Source organism: Prauserella alba (assembly GCF_024171735.1).
Classification (GTDB): Bacteria; Actinomycetota; Actinomycetes; order Mycobacteriales; family Pseudonocardiaceae; genus Prauserella; species Prauserella alba.
In genome coordinates this window covers 246,518-265,638 of record NZ_JAMTCH010000006.1, presented here as the reverse complement: position 1 = coordinate 265,638, position 19,121 = coordinate 246,518, and the positions used below count along the sequence as shown (strand labels likewise).

The following is a 19,121-nucleotide window of genomic DNA, read 5'->3' as shown; positions in this document are numbered from 1 at the left end:
CTAGTGTTCCTGCGCCGTGAGCACTTCCGGTCAGACCGACACCTCCGGACAGCAGGGCACGTTCGGGCAGCAGGGCACGTTCGAACAGCGCGGCATCGTGGTGGTCGCGCACAACTTGCGTTCGGCGCACAACGTCGGTTCGCTGCTGCGCACCGGTGAGGTCTTCGCCGTGGACACCGTTCATGTCACCGGGTTCACGCCGTACCCGCAGCACCCGGACGACGAGCGGGACCCCGTGCTGGCGGCCCGGCAGACCCGGCGGCTCGCCAAGGCCGCCGCGGGCGCCGAACGCACCATGCCGCTGCGGCGGCACGACGACGTCCACGCCCTGCTCGATTCGCTGCACGAGGACGGCTACACGGTCGCCGGCCTGGAGATCGACCCGGACGCGGTGACGCTGGGCGACTACTCGCCGGGGCCCAAGGTTGCACTGGTGCTGGGCGACGAGGTGCGCGGCATCGACCCGGACCTCCGCTCCCGGTGCGACCTGCTGCTGGAGATCCCCATGTTCGGCAGGAAGAGTTCGCTGAACGTGAGCGTCGCGGCCGGGATCGCGCTGTACGCGCTACGGGCGATGTGACGCCCCTCGTCGTCGGCCGCGTGTCGCAGGCACACGCGGCCCGCTCACGCCGGTCGACCGCGACGCACCGTCAGATCCACCCGCGATCGCGGGCCAGCCGCGCCGCGGCGTAACGGTTTTCCGCCTCGGTCTTCCCGATGGCCGACGAGAGGTGGTTGCGCACCGTGCCGGGGGAGAGGTGCAGCTGGGTGGCGACGGTGCGGACCGACGCGCCGTCGGCGGCGGCGCGCAGCACCTCCCGCTCCCGGTCGGTCAGCGGGTCGATACCGCCGGCCAGCGAATCCGCCGCCAGGGTCGGGTCGACGACGCGTTCCCCGCCTGCCACCCGGCGCACCACCTCGGCGAGCCGTTCGGCGGGCGTGTCCTTGACGACGAATCCGGCCGCGCCGGCCTCCATGGCCCGCCGCAGGTATCCGGGCCTGCCGAAGGTGGTCACGATCAGGCACCGGCAGCGTGCCCCGGACGCGGTCACCGCCGCCGTCGCCTCGATGCCGTCACCACCCGCCATCTCGATGTCGATCAGCGCGACGTCGGGCCGGTGCTCGGTGACCGCGGGCAGCACCTCGTCGCCGCGCCCGACCTCGGCGACGACGTCGAGGTCACGCTCCAGCGACAGCAGCGCGGCCAGTCCGCCGCGGACCAGATCCTGGTCGTCGGCAAGAAGCAATCGGATCACGCGCGCCCCACCTCCAGGACAGTTCCGGGATGCTCGTGGTCGTCACTGCGCGCCGACACGGTCAGTCGCGCACCGGCCGTGGCCGCCCGTTCGCGCAGTCCGCGCAGCCCCGACCCGGCGCCGAACGCGGTCCCGTCGCCCGTGCCCACGCCGTCGTCCTCGACCCGGAGCATGCCCGGCCGGACGCTGACCCGGCAGGTCGACGCGCCGGAATGACGCACCACATTGGTCACCGCCTCCCGCAGCGCCCAGGCGAACAGTTCCGCCTCGCCGTCCTCGACGGTATGCACCTCGACGTCGGCCGTGATGCCGGCGGCCGCCAGCGACTCCCGCGCCGTCTCCACCTCCGAGGCGAGTAGCGGCGTGCGCAACCGTGCCACCGTGGAGCGCACCTGGCCGAGCGATTCGCGTGCCAGCGTGTCGATGCGGTCGAGCTCCTCCCGTGCCCGCTCCGGGTCCAGGTCGATCATCCTCCGCGCCAGCTGCGCCCGGATGGACAGCACCGTCAACGAATGTCCCAGCACGTCGTGCACGTCGCGGGCGATGGTGTCGCGCTGGGAGGCATGGCGCAGTTCCTCCTGGGCGTCGAGCTGCCGGTGTTCGAGATGATCCGCCAGCCGGATCACGACGATGAACAGCACTCCGAGTCCCGTGCCGAACAGTGGCCACGGCGTCTCCGCGAACGGCAACGCGACCAGGCACGCGGCCACCCACGTCGTGACACCGGCGACCAGGCCCGTTCGCAGTGGCAGGGTGAACACCAACGCCGCGGTGAGGAAGCACGCGTAGGTGACGGCCGTGTAGCCGGCGGCGGGCACGGCGAGGCCGGCCAGCACCACCAGGAGGGCGATGCGGCCCGCGAACCGGCGCAGACGCTGCGCGGCCTCGTCGCCCTCGACGTCGTGCCAGAACAGCTCCAGGTAGACCACCGCGAAACACGCCGTGGCGGCGACGGCGAGCACCTGCAGGGCGGCTGACACCTCGGCGGTGACGGCGGCCGTCACGGGGATGGCGAGGAACACCAGCCACACCCCTGCGTACAGCAGCCGATAGATGCGTATCGCCATGACCTGATCCTGCCCGATGTCCGCCGTGCCGGATAACCACCGTCCCCGATGGCCGTACGTGCCCCGTCCGCCCGAGCGCGGCGAGTGCCGCGTGTCGCCGATGTTCGCGGATGTTCGCGGTCACCGCCGGGTCGTTCGACTGCGCTGCAGCAGCAGGCAGGCGACGGCGAACACGACCGTCCACGCGGCGACGTTCGCCAGAACCATCCACAGTGGATCGCTACCGGCGGCCCCTCCCATGGCGACGAGGTCGCCGCCGGTGAGCGGATACCGGGCCAGCGCCACGATGCCGTACATCGGGGTGAATCGGCCGATGTCGAGTAGCACGCCGTCCAGTGGCATGAACGCGTTGCCGAGGAAGCTGAGGATCACCAGCAATCCGGTCGCCGCACCCACCGCGGCGTCGGAGCGGAAGCTCAACCCGATCGCGAGCCCGTAGAAGGCGAACGGCAGCGATCCGCCGATCGTCAGCGCCACGGTCGCCAGCCAGACACCCGGCGGCATGTCGGCGACCGTGAACACGCCGGCGAGGTTGAGCACCAGCACCGGCAGCGCCGCCATCGCGACGGCGACCACGGCCTTGGCGACGATGAACGCCCCGTGTGGCATGGCCGTCAACGCCAGCTGCCTGCCCCAGCCCTGCTGGATCTCCAGCGCGGCCGAACCCGCCATCGACGTGGTGGCCATGGCCGCGCCGTACGAGGCGATCGCGATCATCGTCCAGGCGCTGACGTTGCCCACACCCACCGGTTCGCCCGACCAGTCCATCGAGGCGCCGAAGAACAGGAACAGCGCGGTGGGCAGCACGATCACGAAGAAGCTGTTGCCGACGTTGCGCAGGTTCCGCCGGAAGTCCATGGCGATGTACCGGCCGAGGCTGTAGCCGCCCCGGACGTGGCGGTGCGGAGTCGTCGCGGTCGTCATGCCGTGACCTCCTCGGAGTCGGCGGTCACCGGGTGTTCGGTGTCGCCCGGGGTGGGGGAGTCCTCGGTCAGCAGGCGGAACGCCTCCTCGAGGCTGGCGGGACGCACGGTGAGTCCCCGTGCGCCCGTGGCGGTGAGCAGATACCGCGCGAGCCCGTCGGAGTCCTCGGTACGGAACGTGGTCCGGGCGCCCTCCCGGTCCGCCCGGAGCACGTGCGGTACCTGCGCCAGCTCGGCGGCCGTCGGAGTCCAGCTGACCGTCACGTACGCGGCCCCGGCTCGGGCGCGCACCTCGTCGGTGGGGCCGTCGGCGAGCACACGGCCGCGGTCCATCAGCACGGTCCGGCGTGCGAACTGCTCGGCCTCCTCCAGGTAGTGAGTGGCGAACACGACGGTGACGCCTTCGTCCGCCTGGGCGCGCATGCGGCCCCAGAACTCGTGCCGGGCCGCGACGTCCATGCCGGCGGTGGGTTCGTCGAGGACGACGATCTCCGGACGCGGTAGCAGCGCCAGCGCGAAGCGCAGCCGTTGCTGCTGGCCACCCGAGCACTTGCCCACCGGACGCGACGCGAACGGCCGCACGCCCGCGGTGTCGATGACCTCGTCGACGCCGGCCGGGTCGGCGTGCAGCGTGGCGATCATCCGCACGGTCTCGGCGGCGGTCAGGTCGGGAAGCAACCCGCCCGTCTGGAGCAACGCCGAGAGCATGCCCGACTGCACCGCGGCCCGCGGACTCAGCCCGCCGACGCTCACGTCGCCCGAGCGCGGTGTGGTCAGCCCCAGCAGGATGTCCAGCAGGGTGGTCTTGCCCGCCCCGTTCGGGCCCAGCAGGGCGAGAACCTCGCCTCGGGCGACCTCGAGGTCGACCCCGGCGACGGCGTGGACGTGGCCGCCCGCGCCGTCGGGGAACGACATCCGCACGTCGCGGGCGGAGATGACGGATTCGGAAACCATGTTCTGCAGTCTTGCGGGTGCCGCGGCGCCGATCCCAGTGCAGGCGTCATCGATACCCCGTGACAGATGTCAGGGGATCACGTCGTGCGCTCGGGCGAACGGTTGCCCGTCCTGTCGAGCTCCCCGTCGGCGCCGCCGGTCCTGCCGCCGGCATCGTGTTCGGTGCGCGCCTGTTGCGGGACGTTCGCGTCGTTCGACCGGTCACCCGTGGTCTTACGGTCGAGGAACTGGAGGAGTTCGACCGGGAAGGGCAACACGAGGGTGGAGTTCTTCTCCGCGGCGACCTCCACCACGGTTTCCAGCAGGCGCAGTTGCAGGGCCGCGGGAGTGTCGGCCATGCGCTCGGCCGCTTCGGCCAGCTTCTCGGACGCCTGCAGCTCGCCCTCGGCCGCGATCACCCTGCCACGGCGTTCGCGTTCCGCCTCCGCCTGCCGTGACATCGCGCGTTTCATCGTCTCGGGCAGCGCGACGTCCTTGATCTCCACGCGATCGATGTGGATGCCCCAGCCCAGAGCCGGACTGTCGATCATCAGCTCGAGGCCCTCGTTGAGCCGTTGCCGGTTGGACAACAGGTCGTCGAGGCTGCTCTCGCCGATGATCCTGCGCAGGCTCGCCTGCGCGACCTGCAGCATCGCGAACCGGTAGTTCTCGACCCCGACGATCGCCTGCACCGGATCGATGACCTTGAAGTAGACGACGGCGTCGACGCGCACGGTCACGTTGTCGCGGGTGATGCCGTCCTGGCCGGGCACGGGCAGCGTCACGATCTGCATGTTGACCTTCACCATGCGATCGACGGCCGGTACGAGCAGCATGATCCCGGGCTCACTGGGCGCGCGGCGCACCCTGCCGAAGCGGAAGATGAGCCCACGCTCGTACTGCCGCACGATCCGGACGCTCGCCGCGAGTCCGACGGCGCCGACGACTCCTATCGCGCTCAGGATCTCGATCAACATGGCGGCTCCCCGGTCGGTGAACCCCTGTCGGTCGATGATACGCCCGCCGCGCAAGGTGACGCCGTCCTCGCCCGCGCGCCGGGGCCGCCCACCGCCGGGGTGCGACCGGCCGTGGACTCGGCGTCACCGGTTCCGGGAGGCGACGACGTCGTGCATCGTCGCCGTGCGCACCCCGTGCTGTTCGAACCTCGCGCGGATCGCCCTGGCGATGTCGGGGGAGTTGGGACGATCGCCGTGCAGGCAGATCGTGTCGGCGTCGACGTCGATCGCCTTGCCGTTGACGGACGTGACCCCGCCGTTCAGGACGTCGACGGCCTGCTGGGCGCAGACGTCGGGGTCCTTCGCCTCGGGAACCGGCTCGATGATGATGTGCCCGTTGTCGTCGTAGTCGAGGTCGGCGAACGCCTCGCGGGCGACGGGGTGGCCGTCGGCGAGTACCCGTTCCGCGGTGGGCCCGGCCAGCAGGACGAGCAGGACGTTCGGATCGGCCTTCGTGACCGACTCGGCGACCGCGGAGGCCACGTCCGGGTCGCGGAGCGTCAGCCCGTAGAGCGCACCGTGTGGTTTGACGTGGGCGATGCGGGCGCCTGCTTCCTCGGCGAACGCGCGCAGCGCGCCGTACTGGTACAGGCAGGCGTCGGCGGCTTCGGCGGGGCTCAGTGCCATGGCGCGGCGGCCGAACCCGGCGAGGTCGGGGAACCCGGGGTGCGCACCGAGCGCGACACCGTTGGACACGGCCAGCTGCACCGACCGGCGCATGGTCCCCGGATCGCCCGCGTGCCAGCCGCAGGCGACGTTGACCGAACTGACCTGGGGAAGCAGCGCGGCGTCGTCCCCGAGTTTCCATCGGCCGAAGCTCTCACCTGCGTCGGCGTTGAGGTCGATGACTGTCTTCATGGCCTGTCCTTTCACGTCGGGAACGGGGCAACGGTAGGCCGCCGGAGGCCGGTGTGGGAATGGACGTTCTGGCCAATTGTCGCTGTCCTGACGCGACAATGCGCGGCGTCGACGTGCCGCTAGGCCACGAGCCGGATGGCGAGCCAGAGTTGTGCGCGGACGTCGGGCGAGTCCACATTGCAGTCCAGCAGTGCGGCCACCTTGCTCATCCGATGCCGAAGCGTGTGGCGGTGCACGCCGAGTTCCGCCGCGGCGGGGTCCCAGTGCCCGTGGTGGGCGAGCCAACTGCGCAGCGACCGCACCAGCTCGCCCCGCTGCCCGGCGTCGTGTTCGTACAACGGCCGCAGCATCGCTTCGGCGCGCGTGACGACGCCGTGGTCCGCGACGTCGCGCAGCAGGCCGACGCCCAGGTCGTCGAACCGCACCACCGCCGTGCCGCGTCGCGTGGCCTCGGCCAGGGCCTGCCTGGCCTGCCGGTGGGCGGCAGGCAGGCCGTCCAGCCCGGTCGAAGGGGAGACGCCCAGGTGGCGGGCCGACGGCAACTGTTGCGACGCGGACGCCACCGCGATCAGCTCCCCGTCGAGGTCCCCGGCAAGCAGGTCCGATGAGGCGCCGCCGTCCACCAGGGTCGGGGAATGACCGGATCCGGCGAGGACCACGACGGGTTCGTCGGGCAGCCTCATGCCGAGCGGGTCGGCGAGTTCGTCGAAGGCCGTGCGGTGTCCCGTGAGCAGCAGTTTCAACGCCGTGGTGCGCAGGCGCGTATCCGCAGCGGACCGGGTCCGCGTCAAGGCGATGGACAGCAGTGACGCTGCCGCGTGCGTGATGTGGTGGTCGGTCGGGCAGAAGGCGTGCTCCCTGCCGACGACGAGGAACCCCGCCAGCTTGTGCCCACCGCCCAGGGAATGTGCGGCGACGAACCCGTCGTCGGCGGACACCCCGACGCTGGAGGGCAGGCGGGCGGCGCGGAGCCGGTCGAGGTCCGGGCCCAGCGCCGGCATGTGCTCGGCCGCGGCGACCGGTGCGGAGTGGGCCACGGTGCCGTCGGGCCCCAGGAGTATCGCCCAGCAGGCGAGTTCGGTCGCGAGTCTGGCGACCAGCCCGCCGAGGTCCTCGCCGTGCACGGCGGCGGTCGTGAGCGCGTTGCGGGCCGTCTCGAACCGCCGTGCCTCGGCGCTGCGGGTGTCAGCCAGCGCTTGGGAGACGGCTTTGCTGATCTCGATGAACGGCGTGCGGTGCGGAACCTCGAGAACCGGCAGATGGGCCGCTTCGGCCGCAGCCAACAGCGGTTCCGGGATCGTCTCGTGGCCGAGTTGGATCCCGAAACCGAGCCCGGACAGCCCGGCGGCGGCGAGGCTGCCGACGTAGGCGGCCTGTCCACCGGGCGTCTCCGGCAGCGCGATGCCGGTGGTCAGCAGCAGTTCACTGCCGGAAAGGAACTGCGTGGGATCGGTGAGCTCGCTGGCGTGCACCCACGAGATCGGGCGGTCCGCGCCGGCGCTGCCCGCGCGGAGCGTCAACCCGAGCTGGGGGAGTGCGGTCAGGTCATTCGCCGTCGGCATGACCAGCAGTTTTACACATTCTGTCCAGTGTCGCTCGGCCGTTTTGTACAGAGTTTCACTGGCGAAGGGTGGCCACACCGGGCACAGTGTTGTGATCGCCGACACATTGGGAGTCGTGGTGATGACCGAGAAGATCCAACTGCCACCCGCTCGTTACGAGTACGGCGGGGACGAGTTCGTGTTCGTCGAACTGGACCAGGCGATGAGCCTGGAGGCGAACTTCGCGGGAATGGCCGTGACCAACGCGCTCCGCGAGGAGGCCATCGACGGGGTCGTCGACATCTGCCCGTCCAACGCCTCCTACATGGTCCAGGTCGACCCCGACCGCCTCGACCCGCGGGAGCTGGTCGAGGAGCTGCGCCGGCTCGAATCCACGGTCGGCACGCTGCCCGACGACTACGTGCTCAAGACGAGGGTGGTGGACGTTCCCGTCCTGTTCAACGATCCGTGGACCCACGAGACGCTCATGCGGTTCCGCGACCGGCACCAGGACCCGGACGCCACCGATCTGGAGTACGCGGCGCGTATCAACGGGTTCGACAGCGTGCAGGGCGTGATCGACGCGATGACCAGCGCGCCGTGGATCGTCACGATGCTGGGCTTCGTGCCGGGACTGCCGTTCTGCTATCAACTGGTGCCCCGGGACCGGCAGATCCAGGTGCCCAAGTACGTGCGGCCGCGCACCGACACCCCGGAACGCACCTTCGGGTTCGGCGGCGCCTTCGCGGTGGTCTACCCGGTGCGCGGCGCGGGTGGGTACCAGATGTTCGGCATGGCGCCGGCCCCCGTGTTCGACCTCTCGCAGAGCCTTCCCGACTTCGCCGACGACATCAGCTTCCCCAACGCCAACGACGTGCTGCGTTACCGGGCGATCGACATGGCCGAGTTCGAGGCGACCCGCGCCGAGGTCGAGAACGGCACGTTCCGCTACCGCATCCGCGAGGTGGAGTTCGAGCCGGCGGGGCTGCTGGCCGACCCCGATGCGGTCAACCGCGAGCTGCTGGAGGTGCTGTACCGATGAGTGAACTGCTGGTGCGAGCCGGTGGTCTGTACACGACGGTGCAGGACACGGGCCGGTTCGGCTATTACCACATGGGCATGCCGCCCTCCGGTGCGATGGACGTCTACTCGGCGGTCGTGGCGAACATGCTGGTGGGCAACCCGGACGGCGCCGGCGTGCTGGAGGGCACCTACGTGGGCCCCACACTGGAATTCACCGACGACCGGGTGGTGGCCGTGACCGGTGCCGATGTGCCCGTGACGGTCAACGACGAGCCCGTTGAGCCGTGGACGGCGATCCGCGTCGGATCCGGTGACGTACTGAGCTTCGCCATGATCCGCGCGGGCTGCCGGGCTTACGTCGCCGTGAGTGGCGGCATCGATGTGCCGGTGTACCTGGGCTCGCGGTCGACGTACACGCTGACCGGGATCGGCGGACACCAGGGCCGCAAGCTCGTCGACGACGAGACGCTGCCGCTGGGATCCGGCGACGGTTCGGCCCGTCCCGGCGCCGTCGTTCCCGAGGAGCTCCGACCCGAGCTGGCCGGTCCGGCGGAACTGCGCACCGTCATCGGGCTGTGTTCCTACCGGCTGACCGAGGACGCGCTGGCCTCGTTCCTCGGCACCGACTGGAAGGTCACCAAGGACGCCGACCGGGTCGGCTACCGGTTGCGGGGCGGCAAGCTCGACTTCACCGACCGCGAGCAGCCGTTCGGAGCCGGCAGCGACCCGGCCAACGTCGTCGATCTGGGCTACCCGGTCGGTTCGATCCAGGTGCCGGGCGGGGACGAGCCGATCGTCCTGCTCAACGACGCGGTGACCGGCGGCGGCTACGCGACCATCGGCACCGTGATCTCGGTCGACCGCGACCGCATCGCGCAGACGAAGACCGGCGACGCGGTGCGGTTCACCTCGGTGGACCTGGACACGGCGCTGGCGGCGAGGCGGGACCGCCGCGAGCGCATCGAACGGGTACGCCGCGAGATCACACGGTAGGGAGGCAGTAAGCGATGACGACGATCAAAGCGCAGATGCCGGGCGTGTTCTACCGGCGGCCTGCGCCGGAGAAGCCGGCCTACGTCGACGACGGTGACAAGATCAGCGAGGGCCAGACCATCGCCCTGATCGAGGTGATGAAGACGTTCAACGAGGTCAAGGCCGGCGAATCGGGAACGGTGGCCGAGTTCCTCGTGGAGGACGGCGACGAGGTCGACGTCGGTCAGGACATCGTGCGGCTGGGTGAGGTATGAGACGCATCCTGGTGGCCAACCGGGGTGAGATCGCGGTGCGCATCATCCGGGCCGCGCACGCCGCGGGGCTGGAGACCGTCGCCGTCTACTCCGACGCGGACGCACAGGGACGATGGGTGCAGTTGGCCGACACCGCCGTGCACATCGGCAAATCGGCCGCGGCGAAGTCCTATCTGAACTCGGCGGCCCTCGTCGAGGCGGCCGTGTCGACCGGTGCGGACGCGGTGCACCCCGGGTACGGGTTCCTCTCCGAACGTCCCGGCGCAGCCAAGGAGTTCGCCGACGCGGGCCTGACGTTCATCGGTCCCGCGGTGTCGACGATCGAGATGATGGGCGACAAGGCGGCGGCGCGGGACGCGGCCAAACGGGCGGGCGTGCCGGTCGTGCCCGGCAGCGGCCCGGTCGGCGATGTCGACGAGGCTCTCGCGGCGGCCGAGGACGTCGGCTACCCGGTGCTCGTCAAGGCTGCGGCCGGAGGTGGGGGCCGGGGCATCCGGCCCGTGGCGTCGCGTGAAGAACTGACCGAGGTGCTGCCCGCGGCACAGGCCGAGGCCCGTTCGGCGTTCAGCGACGACACGGTCTACCTGGAACGGGCGATCGACGGAGCCCGCCACATCGAGGTCCAGGTTCTCGCCGACCATGCGGGCAACGTGGTGCACACGTTCGAACGCGACTGTTCGGTTCAACGGCGCCGGCAGAAGCTCATCGAGGAAGCCCCGGCTCCCGGCCTGGCGGCCGGAACACGCGCCAGCATCAACGAGGCGGCGGTCCGCCTGGCACGTCAGGTCGGCTATGTGGGTGCGGGGACGGTCGAGTTCCTGCTGACGCCGTCGGGTGAGTTCTTCTTCATCGAGATGAACACCCGAATCCAGGTGGAACATCCCATCAGCGAGGCCATCACCGGTGTGGACCTGGTGAGTGAGCAGCTGCGCATCGCGGCGGGCGAACCGGTGTCCTTCTCCCAGGACGAGGTGCAGATCCGCGGCGCGGCCGTGGAACTGCGTATCAACGCCGAGGACCCGGACAACCGGTTCCAGCCCAGTCCCGGCGATCTGTCCAGACTGGACCTGCCGGGAGGGCCGGGAGTGCGGGTCGACACCGGCTTCGTCGCAGGCGACCGGATCAGCCCGTTCTACGACTCGATGATCGCCAAGCTGATCTGTTCGGGACCCGACCGGGACACGGCCCTCGCGCGCGGTCGGCAGGCACTCAGCGAGCTGCGGGTGGACGGTGTCCCCACGACGGTGTCGATGCACCGGCGGCTCCTCGACGAGCCCGACTTCCGCGCGGGGGCCGTGCACACGAAGTGGCTGGAGGAACTGTTGCCGGACTCGACGTAGCACCACCGGCGCCTGCGTGTCCCCTGTGGACCGCCGCCGTGGTGTCGGATGCCCGGTCCCCGTCCGAACCGCCGATCGTTCGTAGCAGGAGGGTGAACCATGACCGAGACGCTCCGCCCCACCATGGGGACGGCTGTCCCCCGCAAGGAGGACCCGCAGCTGTTGGCGGGCAAGGGAAAATGGACCGGCAACATCGCTCCGCCCGGCACGGTGCACATCGCGGTGCTGCGCAGCCCGTTCGCCCGCGCCCGCATCGAGTCGATCGACGTCTCCGAGGCCACGGAGCTCCCCGGCGTCGTCGGCGTGTTCACCGGTGCCGACCTCGCGAATGAGTGGTCCGGCATCCCCTGCGCCTGGCCCGTGACCGAGGACATCCGGATTCCCGACCACCTGCCCGTCGCCGTGGACCAGGTGCGGTTCGCGGGGGAGGCGGTCGCGGTTGTGGCCGCGGCCGACGCCGCCTCGGCGCAGGACGCCCTGCAGTACATCGACGTCGACTACGAGCCGGCCGACCCTGCCCTCGACGTGGAGGAGAGCCTCGCGAGCGGGCCGCGGGTGCACGACCGGTTCGACAGCAACGAGAGCTACACTTGGTCGCTGGCGACCGGAGACGTGGACCAGGCGTTCGCCGCGGCCGACATCACCGTGTCGGAACGCTACGTGCAGCAACGGCTGCAGCCCACGCCGATGGAGGAGCGCGCCGTGGTGGTGACCCCGGAACCCACGGGGACGGGCTTCACCCTGTACTCCTCGACGCAGATCCCGCACATCCTGCGCAGCGTGCTGGCGGGCGTGTGTTCGGTGCCCGAGCAGAACCTGCGCGTGGTCGCGCCCGACGTCGGGGGAGGGTTCGGCGGCAAGCTGAACGTCTACCCCGAGGAGTGCATCGGCATCGTGCTGGCCCGGAGGCTGGCCGTCCCGGTGAAGTGGGTCGCGACACGCTCCGAGGACAGTCAGACCATGACCCACGGACGGGGACAGGTGCAGTACGTCGACCTCGCCGCGCGTGAGGACGGCACGCTGCTGGGCATGCGCGTGCGCATCCTCGCCGACATGGGCGCCTATCTGCAGCTCCTCACGCCGGGAATCCCGCTGTTGAGCGCGTTCATCTTCCCCGGTGTGTATTCGTTCGGTTCGTTCTCGATCGAGTGCAAAGGCGTGTTCACGAACAAGACCCCGACCGATTCCTACCGTGGTGCCGGCAGGACCGAAGGTATCTACGGCGTGGAGCGTGCGATGGACGCACTGGCACGCAGGATCGGCATGGATCCGGCCGAGGTGCGGAGGCGGAACTACCACCCGGCCTTCACCGACGGAGCCACCACGCCCGCCGGACTGGAGATGGACTCCGGAAACTACGAACTCGCGCTCGACAAGGCGCTCGAGCTGGCCGGATACGACCGGTTGCGCGCCGAACAGCGGCGTAGGCGGGAGGCCGGTGCGACGGTGCAGCTCGGGATCGGATTGTGCAGCTACACCGAGAACGGCGGCCTGTCCCCGTCGAAGATGACCGCTGCCCTGCGGCTCGGCGCTCCGGGATGGGAAATGGCCAGCGTGCGCATGCTCTCCAGCGGAGCGGTGCAGGTCGTGACGGGCACGTCGCCGCACGGCCAGGGGCACGAGACGACGTGGGCGCAGATCGTGGCCGACCGTCTCGGCGTGCCCATGGACAGTGTCGAGGTCGTGCACGGCGACACGCAGTCGGCGCCGTACGGTCTGGACACCTACGGTTCGCGCAGCGCCGCCGTCGGCGGCACCGCGGTGCACCTGGCCTGCGAGAAGGTGCTGGTCAAGGCACGCACACTCGCCGCACACATGCTCGAGGCCGCCGAACAGGATCTCGAGTTCTCCGACGGTGCGTTCTCGGTCGCGGGCGTCTCCGGGAGCAGTGTGACGATCCAGGAGGTGGCCGGCGCCGCCTACCTGGCGGCGGACCTGCCGGAGGGAATGGAGCCGGGCCTGTCGGAGGAGCAGTTCTTCGATCCGCCGAACTTCACCTACCCGTTCGGCACGCACGTGTGTGTGGTCGAGGTCGACACCGAGACCGGCAAGGTCACCATTCCCGAGTACTTCGGCGTCGACGACTGCGGCAACGTCATCAATCCGGCCATTGTGGACGGGCAGATGCACGGCGGTATCGCGCAGGGTATCGGCCAGGCCCTGTACGAGGACGCGGTCTACGACGACGACGGGAATCTCATGAGCGCCTCGCTCGCCGACTATCTCGTCGCAGGTGCCCCGGACCTGCCGGATCTCACGCTCGATCACACGGTGACGCCGTCGCCGACCAACGCGCTCGGTGCCAAGGGTGCGGGGGAGTCGGGCTCGATCGCCGCGACGCCCGCGGTCGTCAACGCCGTCATCGACGCGCTGCAACCGTTCGGTGTGGACCACATCGACATGCCCACGACGCCGCTGCGCGTGTGGGAGGCGATCAACCGGGCCGGGTGATCCGCGTCGTGTTCTCGGCGCAGGCTCCGGGTACGGGGTGGTGGCGCGGGGCGGTGCGGGCACCGGCTCGGTACCCGCACCACCCCGCGCCCACCGACCCCCGGGGGTGCGTGACCGGGCGGTCAGAACAGGTCCGGCACCGTCCAGCCGTCGAGGTCGTACTCGTCGAGGAACTCCTCGGCGAGCCCTCGCATCTGGGCGACGCCGCCGCGGTTCTGAGCGGCGAACAGCAGCTCGGCCTTCACGTTCTCGTGGTTACCGGAGTAGTTGCGCTCGTACAGTTCGTGCCTGCCGCCGAACTCGCTGCCGATGGAATCCCAGAGCGCCTTCATCACCTTGACCCGGTCGACGGCGGTGATGCCGTTGGAGCCGCGTACGTACTTGTCCAGGTAGGGCCGCACCGCGTCGCTCTTGAAGTCCGCCGCGCCCGAGGGCAGGTAGATCAGTCCGGAGGCGACGTCCTGTTCGATGATCTCCTTGACCCGCGGATAGCCCTGCATCATGAACATCCGGTAGGTGAGGCCGTATTCGAGTTTCGGGATCACCGCGTCCCCGATCCACGGCTCGGGGTCGCGGGCCATCGATTCGCTCAGTGACCAGAAGAGGTTGCGCCAGCCGATCACCTCACCGACCCGGGTCTGCACGCCGCGGAACCCGCCGGATCCGGTCGCGTCGAGGGCCTTGAGCAGGAGGCCGGCGATGAAGTCCAGCTTGACGGCCAGCCGTGTGGCGCCCTGGAAGGTGAAGCGTGGCAGGAAGCCGGACTGAGGGAAGAACGCGTTGATGCGGTCGACGTCGCCGTACATGAACACGTTCTCCCACGGCACGAGCACCCGGTCGAAGACGAAGATGGTGTCGTTCTCGTCCATCCGGCTCGACAGCGGGTAGTCGAACGGGGTGCCGTTCCTCGCGGCCTGTTCCGTGTACGACGGGCGGCAAATCAGCTTGATGCCGGGTGCATCCATCGGCACGGTGCAGATCAGGGCGAACTGTTTCTTCTTGATCGGCAGGCCGTAGTGGGCGATGAAGTTGTAGTTGGTGATGGCCGAGCCGGTGGCGACGACCTTGGCGCCGGAGACGACGAGGCCGGCGTCGGTCTCCTGCTCGACCTTCATGTACACGTCGCCGACCTCGTCGGGTGGCAGGTCGCGGTCGACCGGCGGATTGATGATCGCGTGGTTCCAGTACAGGACCTTCTCCTGTGACTCGCGGTACCACCGTTCGGCGTTGGCCTGGAAGGGTGCGTAGAGCTCCTGGTTGGCGTGCAGCGTGCCGAGGAAGCTGGCCTTGTAGTCGGGCGACCGGCCCATCCACCCGTAGCTCAGCCGGGCCCAGCGCGCGATCGCGTCACGCTCCTTGAGCAGGTCCGCCGAGGACGTCGGGGTTTTGAAGAACGGCATGGTCACGCCGCCGTTGCCGGTGTCGGTCGGTGCGGTCAGTTCGTCGACGTGCGGGCCGGTGTGGAGTGCGTCGTACAGGCGCGCCGTCATCCGTACGGGGTTGCGGAAGGCGGGGTGCGTGGTGACGTCGTCGACGCGTTCGCCGTGGAGGTAGATTTCCCGGCCGTCGCGGAGGCTGTCGATGTACTCGTCGCCGGTCATGGGCGCTGCGGCGAAGTTGGCGCGGTTGTTGGCCTCCGAATGCGCGGCCGGGTTGACCGTGGGCGGATCGGCGTCGAGGGATTGCTGCGGGATCGCGGTGTCGGTCATGGTTCTCTCCTTTGAGAAGGGACGGGGCCGACTACGGGCGCCCGTGCGGGACGGTTCCGGCGACGGTCGACGCCGGACGGGCGGAAATCGGGGTGAAGTCGCAGGCCGCGTCGAACCAGCCGGAGTGCGGGTCGTCGAACGAACCCGCCCAGACGGACTCGGATGCGGGAGCCCCCACCTCGGCGAACGTGCTGTCCGAGAACAGCAGGGGCGGACGTGCGGTGGTGTCCACGGCGGCGACCTCGCCCAGGAACAGGAGGTGGTCGCCGCCGTCGTCGGTGCGGTGTGGCCTGCAGGAGAGGGTCGCCGCGGTGCCGGCCAGCACCGGTGCCGTGGGGCCGGGCGCCCACCGGATCGGGTCCGCCGAGGGTCTGCCCGCGAAGTTCATCGCCACGTCGACCTGGTCGGCGGCGAGCACGTTGACGGCGAACGGGGCTCTGTCGAGGTAGGTGCAGGCACGGGAGGTGCGGGTCAGGGCGACGGTGATGAGCGGCGGGTCGAGCGAGACCGGCATGAACGCCGTCACCGTCGCCCCGTGTGGCTCGCCGTCGCTCGATCGGCAGGTGATCACGGTGACGCCGGTGGTGAACCGGCCGAACGCCGTGCGCAACGTCTTCGGGTCCATGGCGCCTCCAGCGGTGAGTGCGGACGTGTCGCGCCCGTGCGGAACGGATGCCGGTGACCGTAGGGCGGCCCCGTGCGCTGCGGCGATCCGCTCAGCGCAGCCGGTGTCCGCTTACCGAAGTGCGATGTATCGTGGCGTGGATCACGTGCATTTCGGAGGTGTCCATGCCCAACGGTCGCGTCGCGACGTCCGTGGAGGAGCTGCCGGACTTCTCCGCGGCCGTGGCCGATGCCTACTTCCCCCACGAACTCACCGTGCTCCGGGACGGCGTCGGCTCCGCGGAACTGCGCATGGTCGACCTGGGGCCGGTGCGGCTGACCCGCATCGGCTGGGGCGCCGAGGTGCGGGTGCGTTCGGAGCATCCCGGCGGCTGGGCCGTGAACGTGCCGCGCAGCGGGCTGCTCGACGCTCAGGTCCGCGGCCGTTCCGTGTTGTCGCTCGAGGGGCAGGCGACCGTGTGCCCGCCCGACACGCAGACCGTGATGAGCCGCTGGTCGGCCGACTGTTCCATCCTCGGCATGCGGATCGACGCCGACTACCTCGCCGACGAGGTCACCGCGCTCGTCGGGCTCACCGCCCAGGCGATGCCCGCCCAGCTGAACCTGCGCACCGAGGCCGCGCAGGCGTGGTTGGCGCTGCTCACCTCGATCGGAGCGCAGGGTCTGCGCTCGCCGGAGCTGCTGGCGCGTCGCGCGGTGCGGGAGCGGTTGGGTGCCACGCTCACGGCGGCGTTCGTCACCGCCTGCTTCCCGGACGAGCCGGAGACCGGTGACGTCTGCCCGCGGGTCGTCGCGCGGGTGGTCGAGGCGATGGAGGCGGATCCGGCGCGGGCCTGGGGGTCGGCCGACATCGCGCGTTGCGCCGGGGTCGGCATCCGGCGGGTACAGCAGAGCTTCCAGCGCTACCGGGGCGAGACTCCGACGGAAGCGCTCCGCCGGATCCGGCTTCGGCGGGTGCACGACGACCTGCTGCACAGCCGGGTCGACACCGTCGCGGACGGGGCCACCCGGTGGGGATTCATGCATCTGGGCCGGTTCGCGGCGGCCTATCGCCGGGAGTTCGGCGTCAGCCCGTCGGCGACATTGCGTCGCTGAGCGCCTGCTGCTGGGACGTACCGGGTGGCACACGCGGTGAAGAAGGAGTTGCCGCCCCGGCGGCGATGGCCTCGGTGCGGGCAGCGGACGTGGTGCTCTCCTTCGCTCGGGGACTCTCCCCGCGTGTCAGTGCGCCGGTGCCGGGCGCCGGGTGGGGAACAGTTCGCCGACGGGAACACCTGCCGACAATCCGAACAGCAGTCGTAGCCGTGCCTTAGGAGCCGAGAGCGTGCCGGCGAAGTGCAAGCCCGCCCGGCGCAGCTCCTGTTCGGAACCGGCGCCGCCGTAGGTGTTCGTGAGCAGTGCCCCGTCCGGGCATCGACTGGTGATCACGACGGGTTTGCCCGCCTCGGCACATTCGACGAGTGCCGCACCTAGCGACGGCGACACGTGACCCGCGCCGAGGGCCCCGACGACCACGGCGTCCGAATCGGAGGAGAGTGTTTCCACGGCCGAGCCGTCGATTCCCGTGGCGGCGTACACGAGGCCGACCTGCACCGACGGCGCAGCGCGGCGGGGAAGGAGAGCGGTCACGGGAGGCGGACCGAGAAGCAACTCGAGCCGGTCCTCGGCGACGAACCCGACAGGTCCCGCGGCGGGGGAGCCGAATGCCGCGACTCTTGCGCTGTGCGTCTTGGTCACGAGTCCGGCCACGTGGACCTCGTCCTGGAATACGACCACCGGGCCGTACGGCGCAAGTGCCGGGTCGGCCGCCGCGGCGAGGGCTGCCCGGATGTTCGCCGGCCCGTCGGGGCCGGAATGATGGGGAGACCGCATGGCTCCGGTGATCGCCACCGGAACCGTCGTGTCGACGAGCAGACTGAGCGTGTAGGCCGTTTCCTCGAGCGTGTCGGTGCCGTGGGTGACCACGACCCCGTCACGACCTGCGGCGATCTCGTCGTCGACTGCGCTCGCGAGGGTCCACAGGTCGTCTGCCGTCATACGCCGGGAGGACAGCCCCAGGGCGTCCCGCGGCACGACCTCCACACCGGCGGGTCGATCACCGGGCGGCGGTGTGAGGTCGGCGACGCCGCGATGCTCCTGGACATCGCCCGACGGCGGGGTGACAGCGATCGTGCCGCCCGCGGCGATCAGGGCGACGGAACGTCCTGCTGCCATCAGGCCTCCGGCCCCGGGTTTCCGAGTTCGGCAGACAGTCGCTCGGCCGCGCGTTGAGCGGCGCCGGTCAGTCGAGCACGCGTGGCGGTGTCGGCCACACGCGATCCCGGCGCGGTGATGGTGACGCTGGAGAGTACCCGGTCGTCACCGTCGCGGATCGGAACCGACACGGCCCAGGCGTCCGGGTCGAGTTCGTTGTGGCAGACGGCGTACCCGTTGTCGCGAACCTCTTTGAGAACGTGCATGACGTCGTCGACGCTGTGCGGCGTACCGGACGTGTACTCGGTCAGCGGTGTTCCTTCGAGCAGAGTCCGCACGACGTCCTCGTCCTGGTAGGCCAGGATGGCGCGGCTCGAAGCGGCCGCGTGCAGCGGCATCTGTTGTCCTATTCGGACGAAAAGGCGCAGTGCGTGGTCCGCCTCCACGATGGACACGCATACCGGAGCATCGCCGATGAACTCGGTCAGGAAGACCGTCTCGCCGGTTTCGCTCGCGGCGTCGAGGAGCGCTGCCGGCGGTTTCACGAGGCGAGCGCTGTGCGAACCGGAGTCGCCGGACAGTGCTCTGGCGGCCCGGCCGATGAAGTAGCGCTTGGTGACAGGGGAACGGCGCAGGTAGTCGGCCTGGCTGAGCGTGGTGAGGATGCGGTGCAGGCTTCCGAGTGGAATGTCGAGATCGTCGTGGAGTTCCTGCAGGGTCAGGCCGGATCGTGCGGCGCCGACCGCATTGAGCACTTCCACGCTGCGAACGATGACCTCGAGGGGTCGTGCGGCGCTCATTCGGCTGGCTCTCCTCCCGTGGTGATCGTTGTCGGTGCGCGGTCTTTCCGCTGTCGCCGCCGGTCGTCGGCGCCTGAGGTGATCCTAGGTGACCTTCCGGACAAGGGTTGACAACGCCGTGAACGATCGTCCAATCTCAG

18 protein-coding genes are annotated in these 19,121 nt (G+C 70.1%); 7 read left to right on the top strand and 11 right to left on the bottom strand.

The annotated features are described in order from the left end of the window. The first annotated feature begins 16 nt into the window (after positions 1–16). Positions 17–580, top strand: coding sequence for a TrmH family RNA methyltransferase (locus tag LY12_RS21210; RefSeq protein ID WP_253859160.1), 564 nt, complete (start codon positions 17–19; stop codon positions 578–580). Positions 581–650: 70 nt separating this feature from the next. On the opposite strand, the gene LY12_RS21205 is transcribed toward LY12_RS21210, so the two are convergent. From LY12_RS21205 to LY12_RS21175, 7 genes are all read right to left on the bottom strand, one after another. Further along, positions 651–1,256 carry a response regulator gene (locus tag LY12_RS21205; RefSeq protein WP_253859159.1) on the bottom strand — a complete coding sequence of 202 codons (606 nt, stop codon included), beginning with the start codon at positions 1,254–1,256 and terminating at the stop codon, positions 651–653. Then, on the bottom strand, positions 1,253–2,323 hold the full coding sequence (locus tag LY12_RS21200; protein ID WP_253859158.1) for a sensor histidine kinase: 1,071 nt from the start codon (positions 2,321–2,323) through the stop codon (positions 1,253–1,255). The genes LY12_RS21205 and LY12_RS21200 overlap by 4 nt, the downstream gene beginning before the upstream one ends. A 120-nt stretch (positions 2,324–2,443) precedes the next feature. Beyond that, positions 2,444–3,247, bottom strand: coding sequence for an ABC transporter permease (locus LY12_RS21195; RefSeq protein WP_253859157.1), 804 nt, complete (start codon positions 3,245–3,247; stop codon positions 2,444–2,446). Next, entirely contained in the window at positions 3,244–4,200 is a 957-nt protein-coding gene (locus LY12_RS21190; RefSeq protein WP_253859156.1) for an ABC transporter ATP-binding protein, read from the bottom strand. Before LY12_RS21190 ends, LY12_RS21195 begins: the two co-directional genes overlap by 4 nt. Before the next feature lie 77 nt (positions 4,201–4,277). Beyond that, positions 4,278–5,156, bottom strand: coding sequence for a slipin family protein (locus tag LY12_RS21185; RefSeq protein ID WP_253859155.1), 879 nt, complete (start codon positions 5,154–5,156; stop codon positions 4,278–4,280). Between the two features lie 123 nt (positions 5,157–5,279). Further along, on the bottom strand, positions 5,280–6,053 hold the full coding sequence (locus LY12_RS21180; RefSeq protein WP_253859154.1) for a LamB/YcsF family protein: 774 nt from the start codon (positions 6,051–6,053) through the stop codon (positions 5,280–5,282). Between the two features lie 119 nt (positions 6,054–6,172). Then, on the bottom strand, positions 6,173–7,615 hold the full coding sequence (locus LY12_RS21175) for a PucR family transcriptional regulator (protein WP_253859153.1): 1,443 nt from the start codon (positions 7,613–7,615) through the stop codon (positions 6,173–6,175). Positions 7,616–7,736: 121 nt separating this feature from the next. On the opposite strand from LY12_RS21175, the gene LY12_RS21170 reads away from it, so the two are divergent. The 5 genes from LY12_RS21170 (at position 7,737) to LY12_RS21150 (ending at position 13,655) form a co-directional block, all read left to right on the top strand. Beyond that, complete coding sequence (locus LY12_RS21170) at positions 7,737–8,636, top strand: 5-oxoprolinase subunit B family protein (protein ID WP_253859152.1); 900 nt, start codon at positions 7,737–7,739, stop codon at positions 8,634–8,636. After that, on the top strand, positions 8,633–9,610 hold the full coding sequence (locus LY12_RS21165; RefSeq protein WP_253859151.1) for a 5-oxoprolinase subunit C family protein: 978 nt from the start codon (positions 8,633–8,635) through the stop codon (positions 9,608–9,610). The genes LY12_RS21170 and LY12_RS21165 overlap by 4 nt, the downstream gene beginning before the upstream one ends. Positions 9,611–9,624: 14 nt before the next feature. Next, positions 9,625–9,864 carry an acetyl-CoA carboxylase gene (locus tag LY12_RS21160; RefSeq protein ID WP_253859150.1) on the top strand — a complete coding sequence of 80 codons (240 nt, stop codon included), beginning with the start codon at positions 9,625–9,627 and terminating at the stop codon, positions 9,862–9,864. After that, complete coding sequence (locus LY12_RS21155; RefSeq protein WP_253859149.1) at positions 9,861–11,204, top strand: acetyl-CoA carboxylase biotin carboxylase subunit; 1,344 nt, start codon at positions 9,861–9,863, stop codon at positions 11,202–11,204. Before LY12_RS21160 ends, LY12_RS21155 begins: the two co-directional genes overlap by 4 nt. 99 nt (positions 11,205–11,303) lie before the next feature. After that, on the top strand, positions 11,304–13,655 hold the full coding sequence (locus tag LY12_RS21150; protein ID WP_253859148.1) for a xanthine dehydrogenase family protein molybdopterin-binding subunit: 2,352 nt from the start codon (positions 11,304–11,306) through the stop codon (positions 13,653–13,655). Between the two features lie 122 nt (positions 13,656–13,777). Here LY12_RS21150 and LY12_RS21145 read toward each other — a convergent pair whose 3' ends face one another. Further along, on the bottom strand, positions 13,778–15,256 hold the full coding sequence (locus LY12_RS21145; RefSeq protein WP_253859344.1) for a 4-hydroxyphenylacetate 3-hydroxylase family protein: 1,479 nt from the start codon (positions 15,254–15,256) through the stop codon (positions 13,778–13,780). A gap of 139 nt (positions 15,257–15,395) precedes the next feature. After that, positions 15,396–15,989 carry a flavin reductase family protein gene (locus LY12_RS21140; protein ID WP_253859147.1) on the bottom strand — a complete coding sequence of 198 codons (594 nt, stop codon included), beginning with the start codon at positions 15,987–15,989 and terminating at the stop codon, positions 15,396–15,398. A gap of 164 nt (positions 15,990–16,153) precedes the next feature. Here LY12_RS21140 and LY12_RS21135 point away from each other — a divergent pair, with 164 nt between their 5' ends. Next, a complete protein-coding gene (locus LY12_RS21135; protein ID WP_253859146.1) occupies positions 16,154–17,083 on the top strand; it encodes an AraC family transcriptional regulator in 930 nt (309 codons plus the stop codon). Positions 17,084–17,209: 126 nt separating this feature from the next. Here LY12_RS21135 and LY12_RS21130 read toward each other — a convergent pair whose 3' ends face one another. Together LY12_RS21130 and LY12_RS21125 are read right to left on the bottom strand one after the other, a co-directional pair. Next, the gene (locus tag LY12_RS21130) at positions 17,210–18,202 is read right to left on the bottom strand and encodes an asparaginase (protein ID WP_253859145.1); all 993 of its coding nucleotides are present in this window, start codon (positions 18,200–18,202) and stop codon (positions 17,210–17,212) included. Next, positions 18,202–18,981 (bottom strand): IclR family transcriptional regulator, encoded by a 780-nt coding sequence (locus LY12_RS21125; protein WP_253859144.1) that lies wholly within the window; start codon positions 18,979–18,981, stop codon positions 18,202–18,204. Before LY12_RS21125 ends, LY12_RS21130 begins: the two co-directional genes overlap by 1 nt. Positions 18,982–19,121 lie beyond the last annotated feature (140 nt).

Excerpts from the sequence above, each read along its gene's own strand:
- LY12_RS21125 (WP_253859144.1), bottom strand. The coding sequence starts at position 18,981 with ATGAGCGCCGCACGACCCCTCGAGGTCATCGTTCGCAGCGTGGAAGTG.
- LY12_RS21170 (WP_253859152.1), top strand. The coding sequence starts at position 7,737 with ATGACCGAGAAGATCCAACTGCCACCCGCTCGTTACGAGTACGGCGGG.
- LY12_RS21190 (WP_253859156.1), bottom strand. The coding sequence starts at position 4,200 with ATGGTTTCCGAATCCGTCATCTCCGCCCGCGACGTGCGGATGTCGTTC.
- LY12_RS21150 (WP_253859148.1), top strand. The coding sequence starts at position 11,304 with ATGACCGAGACGCTCCGCCCCACCATGGGGACGGCTGTCCCCCGCAAG.
- LY12_RS21135 (WP_253859146.1), top strand. The coding sequence starts at position 16,154 with ATGCCCAACGGTCGCGTCGCGACGTCCGTGGAGGAGCTGCCGGACTTC.
- LY12_RS21155 (WP_253859149.1), top strand. The coding sequence starts at position 9,861 with ATGAGACGCATCCTGGTGGCCAACCGGGGTGAGATCGCGGTGCGCATC.
- LY12_RS21130 (WP_253859145.1), bottom strand. The coding sequence starts at position 18,202 with ATGGCAGCAGGACGTTCCGTCGCCCTGATCGCCGCGGGCGGCACGATC.
- LY12_RS21185 (WP_253859155.1), bottom strand. The coding sequence starts at position 5,156 with ATGTTGATCGAGATCCTGAGCGCGATAGGAGTCGTCGGCGCCGTCGGA.
- LY12_RS21195 (WP_253859157.1), bottom strand. The coding sequence starts at position 3,247 with ATGACGACCGCGACGACTCCGCACCGCCACGTCCGGGGCGGCTACAGC.
- LY12_RS21175 (WP_253859153.1), bottom strand. The coding sequence starts at position 7,615 with ATGCCGACGGCGAATGACCTGACCGCACTCCCCCAGCTCGGGTTGACG.
- LY12_RS21145 (WP_253859344.1), bottom strand. The coding sequence starts at position 15,256 with ATGACCGGCGACGAGTACATCGACAGCCTCCGCGACGGCCGGGAAATC.
- LY12_RS21165 (WP_253859151.1), top strand. The coding sequence starts at position 8,633 with ATGAGTGAACTGCTGGTGCGAGCCGGTGGTCTGTACACGACGGTGCAG.
- LY12_RS21160 (WP_253859150.1), top strand. The coding sequence starts at position 9,625 with ATGACGACGATCAAAGCGCAGATGCCGGGCGTGTTCTACCGGCGGCCT.
- LY12_RS21200 (WP_253859158.1), bottom strand. The coding sequence starts at position 2,323 with ATGGCGATACGCATCTATCGGCTGCTGTACGCAGGGGTGTGGCTGGTG.
- LY12_RS21140 (WP_253859147.1), bottom strand. The coding sequence starts at position 15,989 with ATGGACCCGAAGACGTTGCGCACGGCGTTCGGCCGGTTCACCACCGGC.
- LY12_RS21180 (WP_253859154.1), bottom strand. The coding sequence starts at position 6,053 with ATGAAGACAGTCATCGACCTCAACGCCGACGCAGGTGAGAGCTTCGGC.